The 19678-nt window shown below is 64.6% G+C and carries 22 protein-coding genes, 3 pseudogenes and 2 other annotated features; of the genes and pseudogenes, 16 read left to right on the top strand and 9 right to left on the bottom strand.

Translation table 11 applies throughout. The annotated features are described in order from the left end of the window. Positions 1–43: 43 nt before the first annotated feature. From ACF3NH_RS21740 to ACF3NH_RS21705, 8 genes are all read left to right on the top strand, one after another. A protein-coding gene (locus tag ACF3NH_RS21740; protein ID WP_422922920.1) for an IS5 family transposase occupies positions 44–837 on the top strand; the annotation gives its coding sequence in 2 pieces (ribosomal slippage) (positions 44–380 and positions 380–837; 795 coding nt in all). Beyond that, entirely contained in the window at positions 822–1457 is a 636-nt protein-coding gene (locus ACF3NH_RS21735) for an AAA family ATPase (RefSeq protein ID WP_422925927.1), read from the top strand. The genes ACF3NH_RS21740 and ACF3NH_RS21735 overlap by 16 nt, the downstream gene beginning before the upstream one ends. Before the next feature lie 136 nt (positions 1458–1593). Continuing rightward, the gene (locus ACF3NH_RS21730; protein WP_422925921.1) at positions 1594–1728 is read left to right on the top strand and encodes a hypothetical protein; all 135 of its coding nucleotides are present in this window, start codon (positions 1594–1596) and stop codon (positions 1726–1728) included. A 35-nt stretch (positions 1729–1763) separates the two neighbouring features. Further along, positions 1764–2063, top strand: a complete 300-nt coding sequence (locus tag ACF3NH_RS21725) for a Rap1a/Tai family immunity protein (RefSeq protein ID WP_422925919.1) — start codon at positions 1764–1766, stop codon at positions 2061–2063. Between the two features lie 528 nt (positions 2064–2591). Then, positions 2592–2975, top strand: coding sequence for a DUF2513 domain-containing protein (locus tag ACF3NH_RS21720; RefSeq protein ID WP_422925917.1), 384 nt, complete (start codon positions 2592–2594; stop codon positions 2973–2975). A gap of 189 nt (positions 2976–3164) precedes the next feature. After that, entirely contained in the window at positions 3165–3446 is a 282-nt protein-coding gene (locus ACF3NH_RS21715) for a type II toxin-antitoxin system RelE/ParE family toxin (RefSeq protein ID WP_422925915.1), read from the top strand. A 14-nt stretch (positions 3447–3460) separates the two neighbouring features. Next, entirely contained in the window at positions 3461–3745 is a 285-nt protein-coding gene (locus tag ACF3NH_RS21710) for a HigA family addiction module antitoxin (RefSeq protein WP_422925913.1), read from the top strand. Between the two features lie 99 nt (positions 3746–3844). Continuing rightward, positions 3845–4207: an HNH endonuclease gene (locus tag ACF3NH_RS21705; RefSeq protein WP_422925925.1), complete on the top strand. Its 363-nt coding sequence runs from the start codon at positions 3845–3847 to the stop codon at positions 4205–4207. On the opposite strand, the pseudogene ACF3NH_RS21700 reads toward ACF3NH_RS21705, so the two are convergent. Beyond that, a pseudogene (locus ACF3NH_RS21700) lies at positions 4138–4431 on the bottom strand (transposase); the annotation flags it as partial. The gene ACF3NH_RS21705 and the pseudogene ACF3NH_RS21700 overlap by 70 nt on opposite strands. A 52-nt stretch (positions 4432–4483) precedes the next feature. Between ACF3NH_RS21700 and ACF3NH_RS21695 the strand changes: the two are divergent. Then, positions 4484–5712, top strand: a protein-coding gene (locus tag ACF3NH_RS21695; protein ID WP_422921654.1) for an IS3 family transposase whose coding sequence is annotated in 2 segments (ribosomal slippage) — positions 4484–4781 and positions 4781–5712 — 1230 coding nt in all. Because the reading frame shifts where the segments join, the coding sequence is not laid out codon by codon here. Further along, positions 4768–4884 (top strand) — a sequence feature (AL1L pseudoknot). (Overlaps the previous gene by 117 nt.) Positions 5713–5878: 166 nt before the next feature. Here the strand turns inward: ACF3NH_RS21695 and ACF3NH_RS21690 are convergent. Further along, a complete protein-coding gene (locus ACF3NH_RS21690; RefSeq protein WP_422925911.1) occupies positions 5879–6184 on the bottom strand; it encodes a DUF892 family protein in 306 nt (101 codons plus the stop codon). A gap of 146 nt (positions 6185–6330) precedes the next feature. On the opposite strand from ACF3NH_RS21690, the gene ACF3NH_RS21685 reads away from it, so the two are divergent. Together ACF3NH_RS21685 and ACF3NH_RS21680 are read left to right on the top strand one after the other, a co-directional pair. After that, positions 6331–7152 carry an IS5 family transposase gene (locus ACF3NH_RS21685; RefSeq protein ID WP_422925909.1) on the top strand — a complete coding sequence of 274 codons (822 nt, stop codon included), beginning with the start codon at positions 6331–6333 and terminating at the stop codon, positions 7150–7152. A 90-nt stretch (positions 7153–7242) separates the two neighbouring features. Next, positions 7243–8277 (top strand): IS110 family RNA-guided transposase, encoded by a 1035-nt coding sequence (locus ACF3NH_RS21680; protein ID WP_422925907.1) that lies wholly within the window; start codon positions 7243–7245, stop codon positions 8275–8277. Between the two features lie 528 nt (positions 8278–8805). Here the strand turns inward: ACF3NH_RS21680 and istB are convergent. From istB to ACF3NH_RS21665, 3 genes are all read right to left on the bottom strand, one after another. After that, positions 8806–9534, bottom strand: coding sequence for an IS21-like element helper ATPase IstB (gene istB, locus ACF3NH_RS21675; RefSeq protein WP_115359213.1), 729 nt, complete (start codon positions 9532–9534; stop codon positions 8806–8808). After that, complete coding sequence (gene istA, locus ACF3NH_RS21670) at positions 9534–11033, bottom strand: IS21 family transposase (RefSeq protein WP_019463079.1); 1500 nt, start codon at positions 11031–11033, stop codon at positions 9534–9536. The genes istB and istA overlap by 1 nt, the downstream gene beginning before the upstream one ends. A gap of 74 nt (positions 11034–11107) precedes the next feature. Beyond that, positions 11108–11422, bottom strand: a complete 315-nt coding sequence (locus tag ACF3NH_RS21665) for an MFS transporter (RefSeq protein ID WP_422925905.1) — start codon at positions 11420–11422, stop codon at positions 11108–11110. Between the two features lie 87 nt (positions 11423–11509). Here ACF3NH_RS21665 and ACF3NH_RS21660 point away from each other — a divergent pair, with 87 nt between their 5' ends. Beyond that, on the top strand, positions 11510–12010 hold the full coding sequence (locus ACF3NH_RS21660; protein WP_422925903.1) for an Lrp/AsnC family transcriptional regulator: 501 nt from the start codon (positions 11510–11512) through the stop codon (positions 12008–12010). A 182-nt stretch (positions 12011–12192) separates the two neighbouring features. Here the strand turns inward: ACF3NH_RS21660 and ACF3NH_RS21655 are convergent, their stop codons facing one another. Next, positions 12193–12495, bottom strand: a complete 303-nt coding sequence (locus tag ACF3NH_RS21655) for a chlorhexidine efflux transporter (protein WP_422925901.1) — start codon at positions 12493–12495, stop codon at positions 12193–12195. Positions 12496–12561: 66 nt separating this feature from the next. Here ACF3NH_RS21655 and ACF3NH_RS21650 point away from each other — a divergent pair. Together ACF3NH_RS21650 and ACF3NH_RS21645 are read left to right on the top strand one after the other, a co-directional pair. After that, positions 12562–13117, top strand: a pseudogene (locus ACF3NH_RS21650) (transposase); the annotation flags it as partial. Between the two features lie 150 nt (positions 13118–13267). Continuing rightward, positions 13268–13987: a response regulator transcription factor gene (locus ACF3NH_RS21645; RefSeq protein ID WP_422925899.1), complete on the top strand. Its 720-nt coding sequence runs from the start codon at positions 13268–13270 to the stop codon at positions 13985–13987. Between the two features lie 196 nt (positions 13988–14183). Here ACF3NH_RS21645 and ACF3NH_RS21640 read toward each other — a convergent pair whose 3' ends face one another. Continuing rightward, entirely contained in the window at positions 14184–15521 is a 1338-nt protein-coding gene (locus ACF3NH_RS21640) for an ISL3 family transposase (RefSeq protein ID WP_422925897.1), read from the bottom strand. On the opposite strand from ACF3NH_RS21640, the gene ACF3NH_RS21635 reads away from it, so the two are divergent. Beyond that, positions 15520–16748, top strand: a protein-coding gene (locus tag ACF3NH_RS21635) for an IS3 family transposase (RefSeq protein WP_422921654.1) whose coding sequence is annotated in 2 segments (ribosomal slippage) — positions 15520–15817 and positions 15817–16748 — 1230 coding nt in all. Because the reading frame shifts where the segments join, the coding sequence is not laid out codon by codon here. The genes ACF3NH_RS21640 and ACF3NH_RS21635 overlap by 2 nt on opposite strands. Next, positions 15804–15920 (top strand) — a sequence feature (AL1L pseudoknot). Its footprint overlaps the gene before it by 117 nt. Here ACF3NH_RS21635 and ACF3NH_RS21630 read toward each other — a convergent pair. Beyond that, entirely contained in the window at positions 16648–17115 is a 468-nt protein-coding gene (locus ACF3NH_RS21630) for a transposase family protein (protein ID WP_422925895.1), read from the bottom strand. The two genes, ACF3NH_RS21635 and ACF3NH_RS21630, sit on opposite strands and share 101 nt — an antisense overlap. Positions 17116–17337: 222 nt before the next feature. Here ACF3NH_RS21630 and ACF3NH_RS21625 point away from each other — a divergent pair. Then, positions 17338–17942, top strand: a pseudogene (locus ACF3NH_RS21625) (transposase); the annotation flags it as partial. Between the two features lie 490 nt (positions 17943–18432). On the opposite strand, the gene ACF3NH_RS21620 reads toward ACF3NH_RS21625, so the two are convergent. Continuing rightward, on the bottom strand, positions 18433–19668 hold the full coding sequence (locus tag ACF3NH_RS21620) for an OprO/OprP family phosphate-selective porin (protein ID WP_422925893.1): 1236 nt from the start codon (positions 19666–19668) through the stop codon (positions 18433–18435). Between the last annotated feature and the right edge of the window lie 10 nt (positions 19669–19678).

The raw sequence follows: 19678 nt of genomic DNA, 5'->3' as shown, positions 1-19678 counted from the left end.
CTAGGGTCTGTTAGAGCTTGAATACTGCCCCCATGTTTTGGGCATGGCGAAGGACAGGAACGAGCAGCTTCTCACGGATGCGGTCTGGGCGGTGTGGGAGCCGCTGATCGAGGCGGTCAGGCCTCGCGGCAAGACGCCGCCGAAGGAGCTGCGCCGCACGATGTCGGCCATCCTTTGGCGGCACCAGAACGGCGCCAAGTGGCGCAGCATCCCTGCTGAACTCGGGCCCTGGTGGCTGGCGGCCCAACTCTTCATCCGCTGGGCCAAGGCAGGCGTCTGGGAGCGCCTGCTGGAGTTGGTCCAGCAGCGTGGCGTGGCGCTCGGCATGACCTTCCTCGACGGCACCACCATCCGCGCTCACCAGAAGGCGGCGGGTGCGGAAAAAAGGGGGCCAATGGCAAGGAGCGAGATCTACGCGAAGCACTTGGCCGATCTCGCGGCGGCTATGGCACCAAAGCTTGCGTGATTGCGGATGGGCGCGGACGGGCCATCGCCTTCGCTCTCGCGCCTGGACAGGCGCATGAACTGCCGCTCGCATCCGGTCTGCTCGACAGCCTGCCGGACGTGCCAGGCTGGATCATCGGTGACCGCGGCTATGCCTCCGATGCCTTCCGCGAGCGGATCTGGAACATGGGCGCACGTCCTGCCATTCCACCCAAGCGCACGGACGCGCCGGTCGCCTGTCCCACCTGGATCTACAACAACCGCTCTCGGGTGGAAAATCTCTGGGCACGCCTGAAAGAATGGCGCGCCGTCGCCACCCGCTACGAGAAGACTGCCAGATCCTTCCTCGGTATCCTCTGCCTCGCAGCCGCCGCTGACTGGATCAAGCTCTAACAGGCCTTAAAGGGGGCGTCGGTAAGACGACCGTGGCGGTCAATCTGGCGGTCCTGCGGGCCTCCCAGGGACGCGACGTGCTTTTGGTGGATGGGGATGAGCAGGGAACCGCCAGCCTCTTCAGCCAGCTCCGTGCGGAGAACATGGGCGAGCCCGGCTACACCGCTGTCAGCCTGCAAGGCGCGGCCGTCCGAACGCAGGTTCGCCAGCTCAAGGCGAAGTACGGGGACATCATCATCGACGTAGGCGGTCGCGATACCGGTAGCCTGCGCGCCGCGCTGACGGTGGCCGATGCTCTGCTGGTTCCGGTCCAGCCCCGTAGCTTCGACGTCTGGGCCCTCGACCAGGTGGCGGCTCTGGTTGCCGAGGCGCGGGAGATAAACCCCGAACTCCGGGCCATGGCTTTCCTGAACGCTGCGGACGCCCAGGGGCCTGACAATGCCGATGCCCAGAAGGCGCTGGCCGAGGTGCCGGGCATCGAGGCCCTGGCATCAGTCCTTGTCCGGCGGAAGGCATATCCGAATGCCGCGGCTCAAGGGCGGGCAGTGTCCGAGATGAAGCCCCGAGACCCCAAAGCCATTGAAGAATTGGGCGCCCTAGCGGATATTGCGTTCCGATAGATTCTAGATAGCGGAGCGCAATACATTGGCAATAGCACGTAAGCCGGGGAGCAGCACACCGCCCCCTGATGAGGCCGCGGCTGAGAAGTTCATCTCGGGGGCCGGCAAGGTGGCTGCGCCTGTCGATGAGAAGGGCATGCTGTCCACCATGATCCGTATGGATAAGGAGCTGCGCGACCGGATTGATGCCGCCGCGAAGTCCGATGGCATGGGCCGGTCTGCCTGGATCCGGAATGCCTGCATTCAGAAGCTGGAGGGGCAGGGTCGGTGAAGGGCAGGTGCATTGCCGCCGTAGCAGCAGGTGCAATGATGCTGTGTGGAGAAGCAAGTGCTCAACAACCACAGTCAGGCTTCTACACCGGCAATAGACTTTTAGAACTTTGCCGCGGAGGGCAGGGTATCTGCCATGGCTACATTGCTGGCGTCGCTAGTGTAATGGGTAGGAATACAGTCAGCGGCTGGGCTGCATGCATTCCATCTGGCTCAACCGTCGGACAAATACGAGATTTGGTCGTGAAGGCCTTGGAGAACAACCCTCAAGAGCGCCACCTCTCTGCGGAGAGCTTGGTCGCCTCGTACCTCGCTGAAGCCTTCCCCTGCCGCTGAATGATGCGGCTAAGCCCCCGATAATCTTGTTTCTTGCTTTGGAAGTAGGACGCTGATGACCACAGCCGAGGTGACGGGCACTGCCGGACTTGTCCTCGGCCTAATCAACCTTGGCATCCTACTGTTCTCGCGCCGACCTCTGATAACGCTGGTACGCGGGAAAGCGCGATATTCGAACGATGATGATCCAGTTGCTATACAGGCAACTGCAGGCGCGACGCCGCTGGTGATACGGCGCATCTGCGCCTTGCCAGGTTCGCAGAAGATCACTCTTCGGAAGAGAGCATCGCTGTCTATCGAGGAGGGCGTAGAGGCCATGCTGGCACACGAAGCAGGCCGCTTTCAGCCTATCGCAATCAACGCCGGCGAAACTCGAATTGTCGACCTGGAGGGCACCCAGAATAGAGCCCCCTTCCTCGTCCTCATCTGGTGGTACGACCGTGGCCGATCCTGGCTGCCCATCACTTGGTTCTTCGTATCAAGACGGCTGAGGGACGACATAATCCACTCTGGTCGAGGGTAGTCTGCATGAAGCGCGACATGGATCTGGTCAGAGATATCCTGCTGAAAGTCGAAGGGTCGGGGGCCTATTGTGACCTCATGCAGGAGATGCTCCCGCAAGATTCTAATGGTTCATACCCACAGGAATTGTTCGAGAAGCACCTCTACCACGCCATGCTCCTTGAACAGGCCGGCTTCATCAAAGGGAGTGCCGACAGCAGCGGCTACATGATCGAAGGCATCACTTGGCAGGGCCACGAGTTCCTAGACGCCATCCGAGACCCGGAGATGTGGCGGAAGACCAAGGCAGGAGCCAAGGAAATCGGCAGCGCCGGAGTTGGTATCCTGTGGGAAATCGCCAAGGGCTACGCCAAGCAGATGGCCAAGGATAAGCTAGGGCTGCCGATCTGATATCTGGGCAGTAATTCGGACTCTGCGGAATACTGCGCCCTTATAGAGAGAACCGGCCTCGCCTGACCCTCTGGGCTTTTTTGCCCCCGCCATTGCGGGACGGCTTAACCCCAGAGAGAAAATATGATCCCTATCGATCTACAGGTTACGCTTGACGTAACCCTATGCATTACGCTATACGTAACCCCCATGATCGTCAGTTTCCTTGATCGGACCACCGAGGCGGTCTTTCACCGGCAACGGGTCAAAGCCGTTCATCCGGAGCTGGCCCGGGCCGTACTCAGGAAGCTGCTGATCATTGCCGCTGCGACTGACCTGAATGACCTGCGTGTCCCGCCTGGTAACCGGCTGGAGGCCCTTTCCGGCAACCGTGCCGGGCAACACAGCATCCGGGTCAATGACCAGTGGCGGATCTGCTTCGAGTGGCGTGACGGCGCCGCTCACGACGTGGAGCTAACCGACTACCATTAAGGAGGGAGCCAGAGATGCCGACCAGTGCCGACCTGCTGCCGCCGATCACTCCCGGAGAGATCCTCCGGGAGGAGTTTCTGGAGCCGCTTGGCCTATCCGCCCGCGCCTTGTCCAAGGCCATGGGCGTGCCACTAAGCCGGCTGTCCATGATCCTGAGCGGCAAGCGTGCGATCACCGCGGAGACTGCGATCCTGCTCGGCCGGCATTTCGGGAACTCGGCCGAGTTCTGGATGAACCTGCAGACGCATCACGATCTGGAAGTGGCCAGGGATCGGATGGGAGTGGCCGCCGCGGCGTGAGTGGATTGAAATCACCGCCGCTTGAGCGTCGGCATCGTGCTCTGCTTTCACGAGCGTCAGCTTGATGCTGGCCAAATATCGTCTGCTCAGAGGTTGGAAATGACTCAGTGCGCCTTATGCGAAGAAGAACTTTCGACCGATCCTACTAATAAGCACTGCGACTCTGAAGAGCACATCTTTCCCAACTCAGTTGGCGGCCAGCGCACAGTGTCCGGATTCCTATGTAGGAGCTGCAACAGCACCACAGGCGAAACTTGGGATGCAGAGCTTGCCGAGCAGATGCAGGCCCTTTGTCTAATAATTGGTGTTCGACGGGATCGTGGCACAACGCCGCCCCTGAAAGTCACGACGACGGAGGGCGAGAACATCACTTTAGGGTCAGGACTCATTGATCACAGCCAGAAGATGACGGTGGCAGCGAGGGCGACGGCAGAGAAGAAGGCCGTCGGGCAGCGATCGTAGCGGGTGGCGACGCGTCGCCAGTCCTTGAGGCGGCCGAACATGATCTCGATGCGGCTGCGGCGCCTGTAGCGGCGCTTGTCGTACCTGACCGGCTCGTTGCGTGATCGCCGGCCCGGGATGCAGGGCTGGATGCCCTTGGCCTGGAGGGCGTCGCGGAACCAGTCGGCGTCGTAGCCGCGGTCGCCGAGCAGCCACTGCGCTTTTGGCAGGTCGTCCAGCAGGGCTGTGAACCGCCCCGGGTTCCCCGGAGGCTCCAACTCTTGAGAAGGTGGAGCCATGACGAAGAAGACTTCGAACCGATATTCGCCTGAGGTCCGGCAGCGGGCGGTACGGATGGTGCTGGAGCATGGAGGCGACCATGCCTCGCAATGGGCGGCGATTGGCTCGATCGCGCCCAAGATCGGCTGCACGGCGGAGACGCTGCGCGGCTGGGTGAGGCAGGCCGAGCGCGACCAGGGGCTGCGGCCTGGCCCAACCAGCGCGGAGGGGGAGCGGATCAAGGCTCTGGAACGCGAGGTCCGCGAGTTGCGGCAGGCCAATGAGATCCTGCGCAAGGCGTCGGCATATTTCGCGTTGGCGGAGCTCGACCGCCGCTCGAAGCCATGATCGCCTTCATCGACGATCATCGCGAGGTCTACGGTGTCGAGCCGATCTGCAGGGTGCTGCCGGTCGCCCCGTCGACTTACCACGCCCATGTCGCCCGGCGCACTGATCCGGCCAAGGCCTCGCCCCGCACCCGGCAGGATCGGGTGCTCATGGAGAGCATCCGACAGGTGCATGCGGCCAATTTCGGGGTCTATGGCGCCCGCAAGGTCTGGCGGCAGCTCGGCCGCGAGGGCATCGTGGTGGCCCGCTGCACGGTGGAGCGGCTGATGCGTGCCATGGGCCTACGGGGTGCGGTGCGCGGGAGGGAGATGAGGACCACCGTCTCTAACCCGGCCACGCCGTGTCCGCTGGATAAGGTGAACCGGCAGTTCCGGGCGTCGGCGCCGAACGTGCTGTGGCTGTCGGATTTCACCTACGTCGCGACGTGGCAAGGGTTCGTCTACGTCGCCTTCGTCATCGACGCCTTTGCCCGCCGCATCGTCGGCTGGCGGGTGTCACGGGCGGCCAGTGCAGGCTTCGTCCTCGACGCACTGGAGCAGGCCATCCACGACCGGCGTCCCGTGAAGGGCGGCCTGACCCACCACAGCGACCGCGGGTCGCAATATGTCAGCATTCGGTACACGGAACGGCTGCTCGACGCCGGGATCGAGCCGTCCGTCGGGAGCGTTGGTGATTCCTACGACAACGCACTGGCCGAGACGGTGATCGGACTGTTCAAGACCGAGGTCATCCGCCGCCGCGGCCCGTGGCGGTCGCTGGAAGCCGTCGAATACGCCACCCTCGAGTGGGTGGCCTGGTTCAACATCCACCGCCTCCTCGAGCCGATCGGAAACGTCCCTCCCGCCGAAGCCGAGGCGCGTTACTATGCTGCGGGGGATGCACCAGCCCTGGCCGCTTAACCCAAACCAACCAGCCTCCGGCAAACCCGGGGCGGTTCAGTAACGCCTCGGGGCTATGCACCGTTCGAACAGGCGCTGAGGGTAACCCACCACCCGGCGTCAGCCGGCTCCGAAGGGCCTATGCTCATGGCAGGAGGGGAGCGGCGTCGCTCCCCGATGCGCAGCCTCAGACAGCCTGCTTGTTCACGCGGCTCTCGGCGATGGTGGTCAGTTTCGCATCCGTCGCCTTCTCTTCCTCCAGGGTTTCCTGCAGGACGCTCGCGCAGTCCTGGCGGCCGAGCTGCTTGGCGAGCGCAATGAAGGCCCTCGCGGGCTGTCCGGAAAGGGGACACGAGCTTGCGGCCCTAGGATGGATCCTCGAGATTGACGAGGAAGCCGAAGCGGCCGGCGTCGCTGTCGGCCGGCGACAACCGCCTACGACCGCTAGGGGCGCATCGCCGGCGAAATTCCATGTTTCGCGAAGACGAGCCATCAGGTCATCGTCCGTGCTCGCGAAGGCGGCCGTAAGTAGGGAAGGAAAGTCAGGCAAACTTCTTGAAAAATCCAAACGGCTAAGTGCCCGTTTGAGAATGGTCCGGGTGAGGTGTTTAGGCGTCCTCGTGTGCCCAGATGGGCTGGATGTGGACCAAGGAACATCGCGCCCGGCAGTCAAGGTTTGAACGGCGCCGCTATCCGACCGATCTGACCGATCAGGAGTGGCGGGTCATTCGGCCTCTGCTTCCGCCCGCCAGTGCACGCGGCAGGCGGCCAGGTGTTGATCTGCGTGAGGTGTTGAACGCGATCCGCTACCTGGCAAGGGCAGGGTGCGGCTGGCGCATGCTGCCGGTCCATTTCGGGCCATGGCAGACGATCTATTGGTGGTTCCGACGGCTCGCAAGGCGGTTCCTGTTCGCCACTCTGCACAACATCGCGCTGATGCTGGATCGTGAGCGGGTGGGGCGCGAGGCCAGCCCTTCCGCTGGGGTGCTGGACAGCCAAACAATCAAGTCGCCTCACGCGCCGGGCGGTGGTGGCTACGACGCCGCCAAGCGCATCAAGGGCCGCAAGCGCCACATCACGGTGGATACCGATGGCCGCCTGCTGATGGTCAAGCTGACAGAGGCCGATGTGCAGGACGCAGCCGGGGCCGAGCAGATCGTCAGGGCGATCCGCAAGCGCTGGCCCTGGCTGAAGCACCTCTTTGCCGACGGCGCCTATGACCGCGGCAAGCTGATGAGTGCTGCGGCCTACCATGACTTCGTCATCGAGGTCGTGCGCAAGCTGGCGGATCAGAAAGGCTTCCACGTCCTGCCACGCCGTTGGGTGGTGGAGAGAACCTTTGGTTGGATGACCCGCTGGCGCCGCCTGGTCCGCGACTATGAGCGCCGTTGCGATGTCTCCGAAGCCATGATCCACGTCAGCATGGGCGCGCTCCTCATCCGACGCATCGCCCATCCATGACCATTCTCAAACATAGGGTAATCGGGCGGTGATCTCCCGGTCCAGGGTCGTAGGATTGACTTTGGGAACACTGGCATCGGGAGAGCCGCCATGGAGCAGTATGTCGCGCTGGATGTCTCGCTCAAGGAGATCAGCGTCTGCGTGATCAACGCCGCGGGAGCCGTGGTGTTCGAAGGCAAGTCCGCGGCTGAGCCCGCGGTTCTGGTCAAGCTCATCCAGGCCAAGGCACCGCAGTTGGTGAAGGTCGGCCTTGAGACGGGAGCCACCTCTCCATGGCTGTACCACACGCTGACCTCTGCGGGACTGCCGGTCGTGCTGATGGATGCCCGTCATGCCCATGCCGCATTGTCGATGCGACCGACCAAGTCGGACCGCACCGATGCCCGCGGACTGGCCGAGATCCTGCGGATGGGCTGGTACCGCGAGGTCGTGGCCAAGAGCTTCACCTCGCATGAACGCCTGGCGCTGCTTGCGGCCCGGCGCAGGTTGGTCAGCATCCGCACCGACCTGGATGCGCAACTGCGCGGCCTGCTCAAGACCTTCGGCCTGATCCTGGGCCCCGGCAACACTGACGCCCTGGTCCGCCGTGCGGAGGCCCTGGCCGAGGGGCATCCGGTGATCAGCGCCCTGGTGGCCAAACTCGCGGAGGTACAGCGGCACGTGGTGGCGCAGGTGGCGGCGCTCGACCGTGACATCCGCCGCTTGGTGCGCGGCGAGCCGACGCTGAAACGCTTCATGACCGTACCCGGTGTCGGGCCGATCACCGCAATCGCCTTTCTCTCCACCATCGACGAGCCGGAGCGGTTCAAGCATGCCCGCGATGTCGGACCCTACCTCGGACTGACACCGACCCGCTATCAGTCAGGCGAGACAGACCGGCACGGCCGCATCTCGAAGTGCGGTGACGCCTTCACCCGCACCTGCCTCTACGAGGCAGCCAACGTGCTGCTGACCAAGGTAGGGCGGTTCTCACCGCTCAAGGCCTGGGGCATGCGCTTGGTGCAACGCATCGGACCCAAGAAGGCGCGCATCGCAGTGGCTCGCAAGATCGCCGTGATCCTGCGCTGCATCTGGGTGGACGGCACCGAGTTCTGGTGGACGCGCGAGGAGGCCAAGATGGCCTGATCCGCGCTCCACCATCCAGGCTCCGCTCCGGCGGAGAGGCTGTTCCTGCCGGGACGGTGGGTGGAAGCGACCGCGCAGAGCCCGTTGGCTGGTCCGGCGCACACCGCTTGATCAGGCCGCCTCAAACACCGCGGCGTCCCATCCCTGACCCCATCATGGGGCGGATCACACCGACCCCGGAGAGAACCATGACCCCGGCAGGTTGCAGCCTCCATTCCGGCGCTTGACCTGGAAAGCCCGATTAGAGAACGGGCACTAAGTGGCGAGACAGGATTTGAGCAGCGCATTCGCTATCATCGCAAGTCGCTTGTAAAGAAGCTGGTCGTATCGGGGGCGTCTTGGAGCCAGGTGAAGCGGGAGCGTCGGACGGCCGGACCGGTCACGAGCAGGCCGTCGAGTGCCGGTTCCGCGCCAAGCCCCACACATCCCATGGGTGACCTTGGATCATGGCCTGTCAATCGGCACTGAATTGGGACCCCAGATCGGCACGCAAAAGGGACCCTCTTGTGAGGTGTGTTGAGGGGGCGTTCAGGCGCGGTTCTTGAATCGCCAACTATCGTTGCCGGTCTCGACGATGTCGCAGTGGTGAGTGAGGCGGTCGAGTAAGGCAGTGGTCATCTTGGCGTCCCCAAAGACGCTGGGCCATTCACCAAAAGCGAGGTTGGTGGTGACGATGACCGAGGTCTGCTCGTAGAGACGGCTGACAAGGTGGAACAGCAACTGGCCGCCGGACTGGGCGAATGGCAGATAGCCGAGCTCGTCGAGGACAACGAAATCCAGGCGGCAGAGATGATCGGCGATGCGCCCTTGTCGTCCGGCCCGGGTCTCGGCCTCGAGGCGGTTCACCAGGTCAACCACGTTGTAGAACCGTCCGCGCGCTCCATCGCGGATGCAGGCCCGGGCAATGGCGATAGCCAAATGGGTTTTGCCCGTGCCGGTGCCACCGACGAGCACCACGTTGCGCTGCTGGGCCAGGAACCCGCCACCCGCGAGATCACGGACCAGAGCCTCGTTAACCGGGGTACCGTCGAACCCGAACTCGTCCACGTCCTTGGCCAGCGGCAGCTTGGCGGTGGCGATCTGATACTTGATCGAGCGCGCCTGCTTCTCGGCGATCTCGGCCGAGACAAAGTCGCCGATAACCTGCTGTGGCTCATGCTGGCGTTTGACGGCGGTCGTGATGATGGCGTCAAACGCCGCGCGCATGCCGTAGAGCTTCAGCTCGCCCATGGTGGCGAGGATAGCGGTGCGTTCCATCAGGGTCCTCTCCTCAGGCTGTCGTAGCGGCTGCAGTCGGCCAGGGGCGCATGCCGCAGCCGGAGCGCCTCCGGGGTCAGGATGGTCACCGGTGGCGGTGGCTCGCGCTGGCGGGCGAGGATGTTGAGGATGACATCGGCCGAGTGGACGCCCTCACGCAGCGCCTCGCTGCAAGCGGCCTCAACCGCAGCCAGACCGTCGTCCAACACCCTGGTCAGGATCTCCACCATCTGCCGGTCGCCATCGGTGGCTGTGGCCAGCTTGCGGCGGACCCGTTCCAGTGCACTGGGGAGCAGCCAGTCCTTGAACGGTGCCCCGTTGCGCAGCGCTCCAGGTTTGCGCGCCAGCACGGGCACGTAGTGCCAGGGGTCGAACACCGTCTGGTCCCGGCCGAACACGCGCCGGTGCTCGCCCACCACCCGGCCGTCCTGGCGCAACTCGATCCGCTCGGCATAGGCCCGGATCTCGACCGGCCGCCCCACCGCGCTCGCCATCACCGAGTACTTGTTGTTGTCGAACCGCACCAGGCAGGTCTTGGATACCGCGGCAGGCACGGCATGGAACCCGTCGAACCGCCCAGCGTAAGGCACCAGGCTTGGCCGCTCTGCCTCGAACGCCTCCCAGACGGTCCGCTCCCTCTGCTCCGGATGCCGATTGGCCCGGGCATGGGACACGCACCGCTCCAGCAGGAGGGCGTTCAGCTCCTCGTAACTCCTCACCCGCAGCCGCGGCGTAAAGAACCGCTCCCGCACCAGCCCGACCTGGTTCTCGACCTGACCTTTCTCCCAGCCCGAGGCCGGAGTGCAGGCCACCGGCTCGACCAGGTAGTGGCTGCACATGCGCAGGAAACGCCGGTTGTAGGCGCGATCCCGTCCCACCAGGATCGCGTCCACCGCCGTGCGCATGTTGTCGTAGATGCCCCGCGTGCAGGTACCGCGAAAGAAGGCGAACGCCCGGTCATGAGCGTCAAACACCATCTCTTGCGTCTCGCGCGGATAAGCGCGGACGAACAGCATCCGGCTGTGGCACAGCCTCACATGCGCGACTTTGACGGTCACTGTCGTGCCGCCGATCAGCACGACCTCGTGGCTCCAATCGAACTGGTATGCCTCGCCCGGCGCGAAGCTCAGCGGCACGAAGGCTGCTGCCACCGCCGTCGCCCGTGACGCCTGCCACCCCCGCGCATGTCGCCGGACCGCGTCGTAGCCGCCCTCGTACCCCAGCTCACGCAGCGTCTCGTAGACCCGCACCAGCGTCAGCCGCTCGCGCCGCGGCCGCGCCTCGTTCGCCTCCAGCAGGCGCTCCAGCTCGGCCTGCCACGGCCCCAGCTTGGGCTGCGGCTGCCGCGCCCGGCTGTAGCGGAATTCCGTCTCCCCGGACCGCAGAACCTTCCGGACCACCTTTCGCGAAATCCCGAGCTCACGACAGATCGCCTTGATCGACTTGCCCTGCACCCGGTGCAGGCGCCGGATCTTTGCCACTGTCTCCACGACCAGCATCCCAGCACTGGCTCCCGATCATCCCGGAAACCACTGTGAACCCCGCCGTCAGTGGGGTCCCGTTTGGACGCCGATCACCCCTCCAACAGGGTTCCTATTCCATGCCGATCCACAGGCAGGGTCGGCGCGAGCGCGGTGATGACGTTGCCCAGCGTGAAGATGATGGCGAGGCCGATCAGCATCGTCTTGCGCGAGACCCTGGCGCCCAGGACCGTCAGGATGGGAGCGCCGACGAAGACGCCCAAGGCGTAGGTCGTGGCCATCAATCCGGCCGTGGGGATATCGACGCCGAACTCAAGGGCGACCTGCGGAAGAGTGCCAGCGATGACGAACTCGGTCAGCCCGATGCCGAATGCGCCGACCGCCAACGCGAAGAGTGCGGGAGGCATAAGAGAACTCCAGATGTGGTAGTGGCTTCCGAATGATATTCGGTGTTAAGCGGGATATCGGACATGGAGTTCGGGGGATAAAGCGCTGTGGCCATTCAGACGAAAGAAACAGATGCTGTTCGGCAAACAAGGCACCATCCGGCCGATCTCGACCCGATTGACCGAAAGCTGTTAGGCGCGCTCGCGGAGGACGCCTCGCGCAGCTACGCCGAACTCAGCAAGGTGGTGAACCTGTCGCCGCCAGCCGTGCATGACCGCGTGAAGCGCCTCAAGCGCGACGGCGTCATCAAGGGGACCGTCGCCGTCCTCGACGGCTGCAAGCTCGGCCGGACGCTGCTGACGTTCCTCGTCGTCGACACCAGCAGCTACAACGCCACGCGCGAGCTGCTGAAGTTCGCCAGCAGGCCGGAGGTCGAGGAACTCCACACGGTGGCCGGGGATGGCTGCGTCCTCGTGAAGGTGAGGGCCGCCGACACGGAGTCCCTGGAGAACTTCCTGATGGAGATCCAGAGCCTCGAAGGTGTCCGCTCCGTGCGGAGCTACATCGCACTGTCCACCTTCCTCGAGAGAGGGCCAGCGCCGGGCTAAGCGCCTCAGCGGCGCCTGTCGGCAAGATGCTCCCCGCGAGGCCCACCGCCCGGATGCGGTCGATGTCCGGGCGGCGACCGATAGGGGTTCCCCCGCGGGCAAGTGGACGCTCGGCGCATGCTCGCCTTCAGCCTTGGTGGGCGGAGTGATGCGGAGCATCCAGCTCACCTGTTTCCGGCGGTTCAGGCGTGCTTCGGCAGCGGGAACACGCAGTCGTAGGCCCAATTAAAGACGAACGCGTAGACCAGGTAGAAGATGACGAAGGACAGATCCAGGACGAAGGCCCGCCACAGGCTGACCTCGAGGTACCAAGTGAAGAACGGCAGGGTGACGACGAGCAGGCCCACCTCGAACAGGAACACGTGCAGGATCCTGATCGGGATGCTCTTGTGGACCGTTCCTTCAGCCGCCTTATGCCGAGGTCGAAGGCGATGTTGTACACGTAGTTTCAGAGTGTCGCGATGGATGCCGCGACAACGGGACACATCGAAAAACCTCGCGGTTGACGCGCTGATCTGATTCCCTGGCTCTGGTCAGTGGTGGCGGCGGCGATGGCGGGTCAGCCTGGCTTCTTCGATGTGGATGAGCGGTACGCGGCCTTGTCCGCGGCAGGTGATCCGCTGGAGCGGCTCGCGGCGGTGATCGATTTCGAGGTCTTCCGCCCGGTGTTGGGTGCAGCGCTAGCGCGCTCGGACCGCAGCCGCGGCGGATGCCCGCCCTGACGCTGTGCTCATGTTCCGCGTCCTGGTGCTGCAGGCGCTCTCCAGCCTTTTGGACGAGCAGGCAGAGTTCCAACTGCGGGACCAGCTATCCTTCATGCGCTTCGCGGGTTTCGGCCCGCACCAGGTGGTGCCGGATGCCAAGACGATCTGGCTCTATCGCGAGCAGCTGAAGCAGGTGAGTGCCATTGAGGGGTTGTTCCGCCGCTTTGATGAGGCCCGGGCGGCCAAGGGCTTTTTGGCCATGGGCGGGCAGATCATCGACGCCACGATCATTGCCGCACCGCGCCAGAAGCTCACCACTGAGGAGAAGGCCACAATCCGAGAGGGCGGCATTCCAACGGATTGGCTCAAGCCCAAGCAGGCACAGAAAGACCGGGATGTCCGCTAGACGCCCAAGCGCGGCAGAACCAAGCCCAGGCCCAAGCGTAGAAATTTCGATACAAACCTCGAATTTGAGTGATTTGTGTGTTTCTTTATCAACCTGTAGACGATTTGGGGGGCCGCGGTGACGCCCCTCCCTTCCCCGGAGACCATCATGTCCGCCCTCCGCCAGATCCTCATCATCGAGGACGATGCCGCGCTCCGTGCCACTCTGGCCGAGCAGATCCTGCTCGGTGGCGAATTCAGCGCCGATGAAGCGGAGAGCGCGGCCGAGGCCGAGGACAAGCTGTCCAGCGTAGGCGCTCGCTACGATGCGATCCTGCTCGATGTCGGGCTGCCGGATGCGGATGGACGGGAATTCTGTGCCAAGCTGCGCCGTGATGGGCGGCGTATGCCGGTGATCATGGTCACTGGTGCCGATGCCGAGCAGGACGTAATCCGCGGCCTCAATGCCGGCGCCAATGATTACCTGTCGAAGCCGTACCGCCTGCCGGAGCTGCTGGCCCGGGTGCGGGCGCAACTGCGGGTGTTCGACAACTCTGAGGATGCCACCTTCCTCGTCGGTCCCTTTGTCTTCCGTCCCAGCATGCGCTTGCTGCAGGAAACCGCACGCAATCGCAAGGTGCGGCTGACGGCCAAGGAAACCGACATCCTGAAGTATCTTTATCGTGCCGGCGGCAAGGTTGTGCCGCGGCAGACCCTGCTGAACGAGGTCTGGGGCTATAGCAGCGGCGTCTCCACGCATACGCTGGAGACCCATGTCTACCGGCTACGCCAGAAGGCCGAAGTCGATCCGGCCCGACCTCGGCTGCTGCTGACCGAGCATGGCGGCTATAAGCTGGACGCGACTGTATTCGAGGTCGCCGGCCGCTGATAGCGCCGCCGTCGGAGATGGCTGCGGCCCGTCACAGGTAACAGCGATAGCCGCAGCGCAGGATCTCGCCGGAGCGGCGGCGCAGCCCGTCTGCCGGACGGCATTGTGTTGATTGCCACTGGGGGTCGACCCGGTTTGGGGTGAAGTTGCCACTGAGAGTTGGGTTCTCCCGCATTTCCCGTGCTGCTGTTCGATGTCATGTGGCATGGAGGACGCGGGCGCGGAGGAGTTCAAAGCCTGCGTGGCCGTACATGGTGCGCTTGATCATCTTGAGCCGATTGATCTGCCCTTCGACAGGGCTGGTACTCCAGGGCAGATCAAGTGCGGCTTGCACAGCCGCGATGTCTTTGCGCAACTCGGCGACGAAGCTTGCGAGAGGGGTGGCGGCAGCGTCGTCCAGCGCCTCATCGAGCCTGTCGTCACTTTGCCGTCGCAGCAGGCGGATGATGCGCTTTGCGGCACCTATCGTTGCCTGCAGCGCCGGTGCTTTCTCCAGCAGGCGTGTGACGAATGTACGGTCTGGGTCGGCTAGCAACTCGCTGCCTGCCATGAGCAGGCGCGTCATGCGTCGAAATGGCGGTAGCTGCCAGCTCTGCCCTCCGGCTGTTCCGACCGGCGATGCTGCAGGCTCGTGCCGACGCCGCTCGGTAGCCCAGGCCCTGACAACGGAAGGACGACCTGCAAAGCCAGCGCGCACCAGTTCCCGCCACAGCCGGGCGGCGTTGCGGCAGCCCTCCGCCCAGCGCCGCTCAAGGGTGGCGTGGTATCGATCAAGGATGCTGCCGCGCCGCGGCATGCGCCAGCTTGGGGCAGCTCCGGCCCGCAGCCAGCGACGGAGCGTCTTGCGATCGGCGCCAAGCTGGCGGGCCACGTGGCTGATCGATGCGCCAGCGGCGTGCATCTGGGCGGCCTCCTCGTAGCGCGCCTGCCGCCAAGGATGTCTCGCCTCCTTGCATGGCTGAGTCGCTGGGGGCACGGCCGGGACGGCAACAGCGGCCGCCGCGCTGATGGCACCGGCGGCCCTCACGTCCCTGCCGATCCGCCGGATCACAGCATGATGGCGCTCCACCACCGCCTGGACGGCATCGCCGAGGTTGCGGAGCAGATGCCAGCGGTCGACGACCTGCACAGCGCCGGGCGCGCCCTGGCGAGCGCCATCGGCATAGGCGCAGGCCCGGTCGCGGGCGATGACCTCGATGCCAGGATGCCGGCGCAACCAGTCACTCAGGGTCTCCGCCTGCCGGTCGGGCAGAAGATCGAGCACCCGATTGCGCTCCAGGTCAACGAGGATGGTTCCGTAGCGGTGGCCGCGGCGCCAGGCCCAGTCATCGACCCCGAGCACGCGTGGAGGTGGACTGATTTCCGATGGCTGGTTCTGTCGGCAGGTCATGCGGATCAGCGTGTCGGCGCTGATAGGAACAGCCAGTCGGGCCGCGAGCCGCGCGCCGGCCTCGCCGCCCAAGGCAAGGCCGAGATGCTGTTTGAACCGCCCCGGGTTCCCCGGAGGCTCCAACTCTTGAGAAGGTGGAGCCATGACGAAGAAGACTTCGAACCGATATTCGCCTGAGGTCCGGCAGCGGGCGGTACGGATGGTGCTGGAGCATGGAGGCGACCATGCCTCGCAATGGGCGGCGATTGGCTCGATCGCGCCCAAGATCGGCTGCACGGCGGAGACGCTGCGCGGCTGGGTGAGGCAGGCCGAGCGCGACCAGGGGCTGCGGCCTGGCCCAACCAGCGCGGAGGGGGAGCGGATCAAGGCTCTGGAACGCGAGGTCCGCGAGTTGCGGCAGGCCAATGAGATCCTGCGCAAGGCGTCGGCATATTTCGCGTTGGCGGAGCTCGACCGCCGCTCGAAGCCATGATCGCCTTCATCGACGATCATCGCGAGGTCTACGGTGTCGAGCCGATCTGCAGGGTGCTGCCGGTCGCCCCGTCGACTTACCACGCCCATGTCGCCCGGCGCACTGATCCGGCCAAGGCCTCGCCCCGCACCCGGCAGGATCGGGTGCTCATGGAGAGCATCCGACAGGTGCATGCGGCCAATTTCGGGGTCTATGGCGCCCGCAAGGTCTGGCGGCAGCTCGGCCGCGAGGGCATCGTGGTGGCCCGCTGCACGGTGGAGCGGCTGATGCGTGCCATGGGCCTACGGGGTGCGGTGCGCGGGAGGGAGATGAGGACCACCGTCTCTAACCCGGCCACGCCGTGTCCGCTGGATAAGGTGAACCGGCAGTTCCGGGCGTCGGCGCCGAACGTGCTGTGGCTGTCGGATTTCACCTACGTCGCGACGTGGCAAGGGTTCGTCTACGTCGCCTTCGTCATCGACGCCTTTGCCCGCCGCATCGTCGGCTGGCGGGTGTCACGGGCGGCCAGTGCAGGCTTCGTCCTCGACGCACTGGAGCAGGCCATCCACGACCGGCGTCCCGTGAAGGGCGGCCTGACCCACCACAGCGACCGCGGGTCGCAATATGTCAGCATTCGGTACACGGAACGGCTGCTCGACGCCGGGATCGAGCCGTCCGTCGGGAGCGTTGGTGATTCCTACGACAACGCACTGGCCGAGACGGTGATCGGACTGTTCAAGACCGAGGTCATCCGCCGCCGCGGCCCGTGGCGGTCGCTGGAAGCCGTCGAATACGCCACCCTCGAGTGGGTGGCCTGGTTCAACATCCACCGCCTCCTCGAGCCGATCGGAAACGTCCCTCCCGCCGAAGCCGAGGCGCGTTACTATGCTGCGGGGGATGCACCAGCCCTGGCCGCTTAACCCAAACCAACCAGCCTCCGGCAAACCCGGGGCGGTTCAGTTGGAGATCGGCCAGCCGGCAGGTTCGACGTGCCGCACCGGCGGCACCTTCGACCAGGCGCTCGGCAAAGGTCTGACGACGGCAATCCGGATTGCGACACCGAAACCTGCGTGCCTGGATCCGCAAGATCACCCGGCGGCCTTGCCAGGGCAGATCCTGCAGGTGGCGTTCATAGCGGCTGTGGATCGCCGCCGACAGGATGCCACAATCCGGACAGGCCGCCGTACCAGCGCGGGAGGCGGCCACGATGATGAGGCCGTCAGGTGACGGCAGGATCTGTCGGACCAGCAAGCCCGCGGGGATCAGGGGCAGCAGATGCTTGAGCATGACAGGTCTCAAGAAGGGCGATCAGCGCCTCATCTGCGCCCGGGGCGCCCCACCCGCCATCCAGCAGCACGGGAAATGCGGGAGAACCAGAGCCGACCCGGGGTTGCCACGAGGATCTGACCCGGGTTGTGGATGCAGGGTTTCGGATCCCGTCAGGTGGGCTGTGGTTTCCTTTCACGATGGGCCTGGGTGGCGGAGCTGTTCCTGAAGCGGAAGCTGTCGTTGCGCGGCTTGCTGAGGAACTTCGGACTTCAGGTGGGGCAGATCTCGCGCGGACGCTTTGAGGTCCGGGTTCGTCAGCTGGTTGAAGGCAACGCCATGCTGGAGGCCGCCTCGGCTCCGATGCTCCGGGCGCGTGACGGCCTGCGCCACGAGTTGGCCGGGCTCGAGCGTGTGGTTCGCATGCTGGCGAAGGATGATCCTGTCTGTCGCCGCCTGATGACCATGCCTGGCATTGGCGTGTGGTCGCCTTGACCTACCGCTCGGCCGTCGATGATCCGTCCCGGTTCACCTCTTCCAAGAAGGTCTGTCCATGGGTTGGCCTGACGCCATCGCGCCCTCAATCGGGCGAACGCGACGTCACAGGCGGCATCACGCGGGCCGGGGATGCCAATCTCCGACGAGCCTTATGCCAAGCGGCCACCGTGTTGATGCACCGGGGTCCGGCATCCTGGCTCAGAAGCTGGGCTGTCCAGGTGCTCCGGCGGCGAGGCACCAAACGGGCCATGGTGGCCTTGGCGCGGCGGATAGGATCGGTCCTCCACCGGATGTGGATCGATGGCACAGATTTCTGCCTCGATGCTGCGCCAGGATGCGTTCCGGCATGATCGCCTCCGCGGAGGCCGCAAGCTGCCACTGATGTCTGCCTGAGCGCAGACCTTCGAGGTCCCCAACGGGGCGGGGTTCCGATGACGCCGTGGTCAGGATTGTCGCCGACCTATGGTCGAGCACCCTTACGAGATGGGCGCGCCGGGCTCTCTATTGGACCAGCAGCATGTTGGCAGCCACCGCGCTGACCACGGACCGAAGCATAAACCCGGCGCGACCTCAGACGAAGGACTGCGTGTCGCAGCAGCAGTGATCAGGAGCCCGAGCCATCAGAAAGCCGCGGCACAGCTTGCGCATGTGGACCCTCTCCCGAGCTATTATCGGCTTGACGGAGGACGCCCCGTTATCGAAGTCCGGACTGTGGGGGCCACTCCAGAAAAGGACGAAGCCGGCCGTGAGGAGGCACCGGGAGCGAGGTGCGTAGGAATAGCCGGCTCCCCCACGCTAACGGCGTCAGACGCCGTCGCCATTCTTGAGGCGCGTCGCGCCTTACAAGCTGAAGATCAGGCTGAAGGCAATGCTCTGAAAGTCGCGGTCAGGCCCCGGCAAGCCGAGGCTGCCATTCTGATACTGCGCTGTCAGCTTGAGCTGATCAGTCGGATACCAGTTCAGCGCAGTGCTCCAGATGGATTGCCTGCCGCCGTGGACCGGGCCATCGTTCAGGTCCACGGTGCTGTAGCCGCCCGCCAACTCCAGGGCACCCCAATTCTCCCCACGGAAGTCGAGGGAATGTGCGCGACCACGGCGCCAAGTTGCGTTGCTGTCCGCGCGGCGGCGCGGCTCACCGAGCAGGGGATAGGAAACGTTCACGTACCAGCCGCCGAAACTGCGATTGGTTCCATCCAGAGCGTCGACGCCAATCTGCTGATACTCGGCGGCGTAGTACATCTTGCCGACGAGACCCGACAGCTCGGGGCCAATGGCCCAGGACGCATCGGCCGGGATGCTGCGAGTATCGACGTAACGGAAGCTGTTCAGGCGCAACTCCGGGTAGTCGCGGAAGCGCTGTGTGGCGCTAGTATTGGAGCCCGGCTGGGCCTGATAGGCGCCATTAAAGCCGACCTGCATTTTCACGTCGCCGTTGAGGGCGAGCCATGCGAAACGTCCGACAACACCGCGTTGGTCGTTGTCATAGGGAGTGGAGGCGACGCCCTGGGTCGCGAAGGCCGAGCCATAGACACGCTTGTTGAAGAACTCCGCACCGGCGGCGAAACGCGTGTCGCCGGAGGCGACGCTCGTCGCCATGGCAGTGATGCTCGGCCGCTCGATGAACAGCATTTCCGAAGAACTGCTGGCATAGGCAAGCGTATGTGGCAGCGTCCAGGCGCCGATCTGAAAGTTCGCGCCCTCCAGCCCCTTATAGGCGAGCGACAATTCGAAGATCCGGCCGCCACGCGGCGGCTCCTGCGGGGTGGAGGGGCCGAACTCCCAGGTGAAGTTGTAAGCGTAATCCTTCAGCGCCGTACCCCGTAAGCCAACGCGGCCACGACGCATGTTGACGCCGCTGGCGAAGCGGTCGGGTAAACTGTCGGGCTGTCCGAAATATGAACCGCCATGCAGGTCCAAGCGCCCGACTGGAGACAGGGTGAAGTTCCCGTCAGCAAGGGAGAAGTGGGGGCGGATGCCGGACCAGGACAGGCTATCGGACGAAGCAGAAGTCTGCGCCGCGGTCTGACCGCAGACTAAAACAGTGAGAGCTCCGACCGCCAGAGAGCGAAGAATCAAGGGATTGCCT

Origin of the sequence: Pseudoroseomonas sp. WGS1072, from assembly GCF_049340465.1 — a bacterium.
GTDB lineage: Bacteria > Pseudomonadota > Alphaproteobacteria > Acetobacterales > Acetobacteraceae > Pseudoroseomonas.
This window is presented reverse-complemented; position numbering and strand designations above follow the sequence as displayed.

What these genes read in the sequence shown, in the direction of transcription:
- ACF3NH_RS21730 (WP_422925921.1), top strand. Translation starts at nt 1,594, where the DNA reads ATGCTGTCCACCATGATCCGTATGGATAAGGAGCTGCGCGACCGGATT.
- ACF3NH_RS21725 (WP_422925919.1), top strand. Translation starts at nt 1,764, where the DNA reads ATGATGCTGTGTGGAGAAGCAAGTGCTCAACAACCACAGTCAGGCTTC.
- ACF3NH_RS21720 (WP_422925917.1), top strand. Translation starts at nt 2,592, where the DNA reads ATGAAGCGCGACATGGATCTGGTCAGAGATATCCTGCTGAAAGTCGAA.
- ACF3NH_RS21715 (WP_422925915.1), top strand. Translation starts at nt 3,165, where the DNA reads ATGATCGTCAGTTTCCTTGATCGGACCACCGAGGCGGTCTTTCACCGG.
- ACF3NH_RS21710 (WP_422925913.1), top strand. Translation starts at nt 3,461, where the DNA reads ATGCCGACCAGTGCCGACCTGCTGCCGCCGATCACTCCCGGAGAGATC.
- ACF3NH_RS21705 (WP_422925925.1), top strand. Translation starts at nt 3,845, where the DNA reads ATGACTCAGTGCGCCTTATGCGAAGAAGAACTTTCGACCGATCCTACT.
- ACF3NH_RS21690 (WP_422925911.1), bottom strand. Translation starts at nt 6,184, where the DNA reads ATGGCTCGTCTTCGCGAAACATGGAATTTCGCCGGCGATGCGCCCCTA.
- ACF3NH_RS21685 (WP_422925909.1), top strand. Translation starts at nt 6,331, where the DNA reads ATGTGGACCAAGGAACATCGCGCCCGGCAGTCAAGGTTTGAACGGCGC.
- ACF3NH_RS21680 (WP_422925907.1), top strand. Translation starts at nt 7,243, where the DNA reads ATGGAGCAGTATGTCGCGCTGGATGTCTCGCTCAAGGAGATCAGCGTC.
- istB (WP_115359213.1), bottom strand. Translation starts at nt 9,534, where the DNA reads ATGGAACGCACCGCTATCCTCGCCACCATGGGCGAGCTGAAGCTCTAC.
- istA (WP_019463079.1), bottom strand. Translation starts at nt 11,033, where the DNA reads ATGCTGGTCGTGGAGACAGTGGCAAAGATCCGGCGCCTGCACCGGGTG.
- ACF3NH_RS21665 (WP_422925905.1), bottom strand. Translation starts at nt 11,422, where the DNA reads ATGCCTCCCGCACTCTTCGCGTTGGCGGTCGGCGCATTCGGCATCGGG.
- ACF3NH_RS21645 (WP_422925899.1), top strand. Translation starts at nt 13,268, where the DNA reads ATGTCCGCCCTCCGCCAGATCCTCATCATCGAGGACGATGCCGCGCTC.
- ACF3NH_RS21640 (WP_422925897.1), bottom strand. Translation starts at nt 15,521, where the DNA reads ATGGCTCCACCTTCTCAAGAGTTGGAGCCTCCGGGGAACCCGGGGCGG.
- ACF3NH_RS21630 (WP_422925895.1), bottom strand. Translation starts at nt 17,115, where the DNA reads ATGCTCAAGCATCTGCTGCCCCTGATCCCCGCGGGCTTGCTGGTCCGA.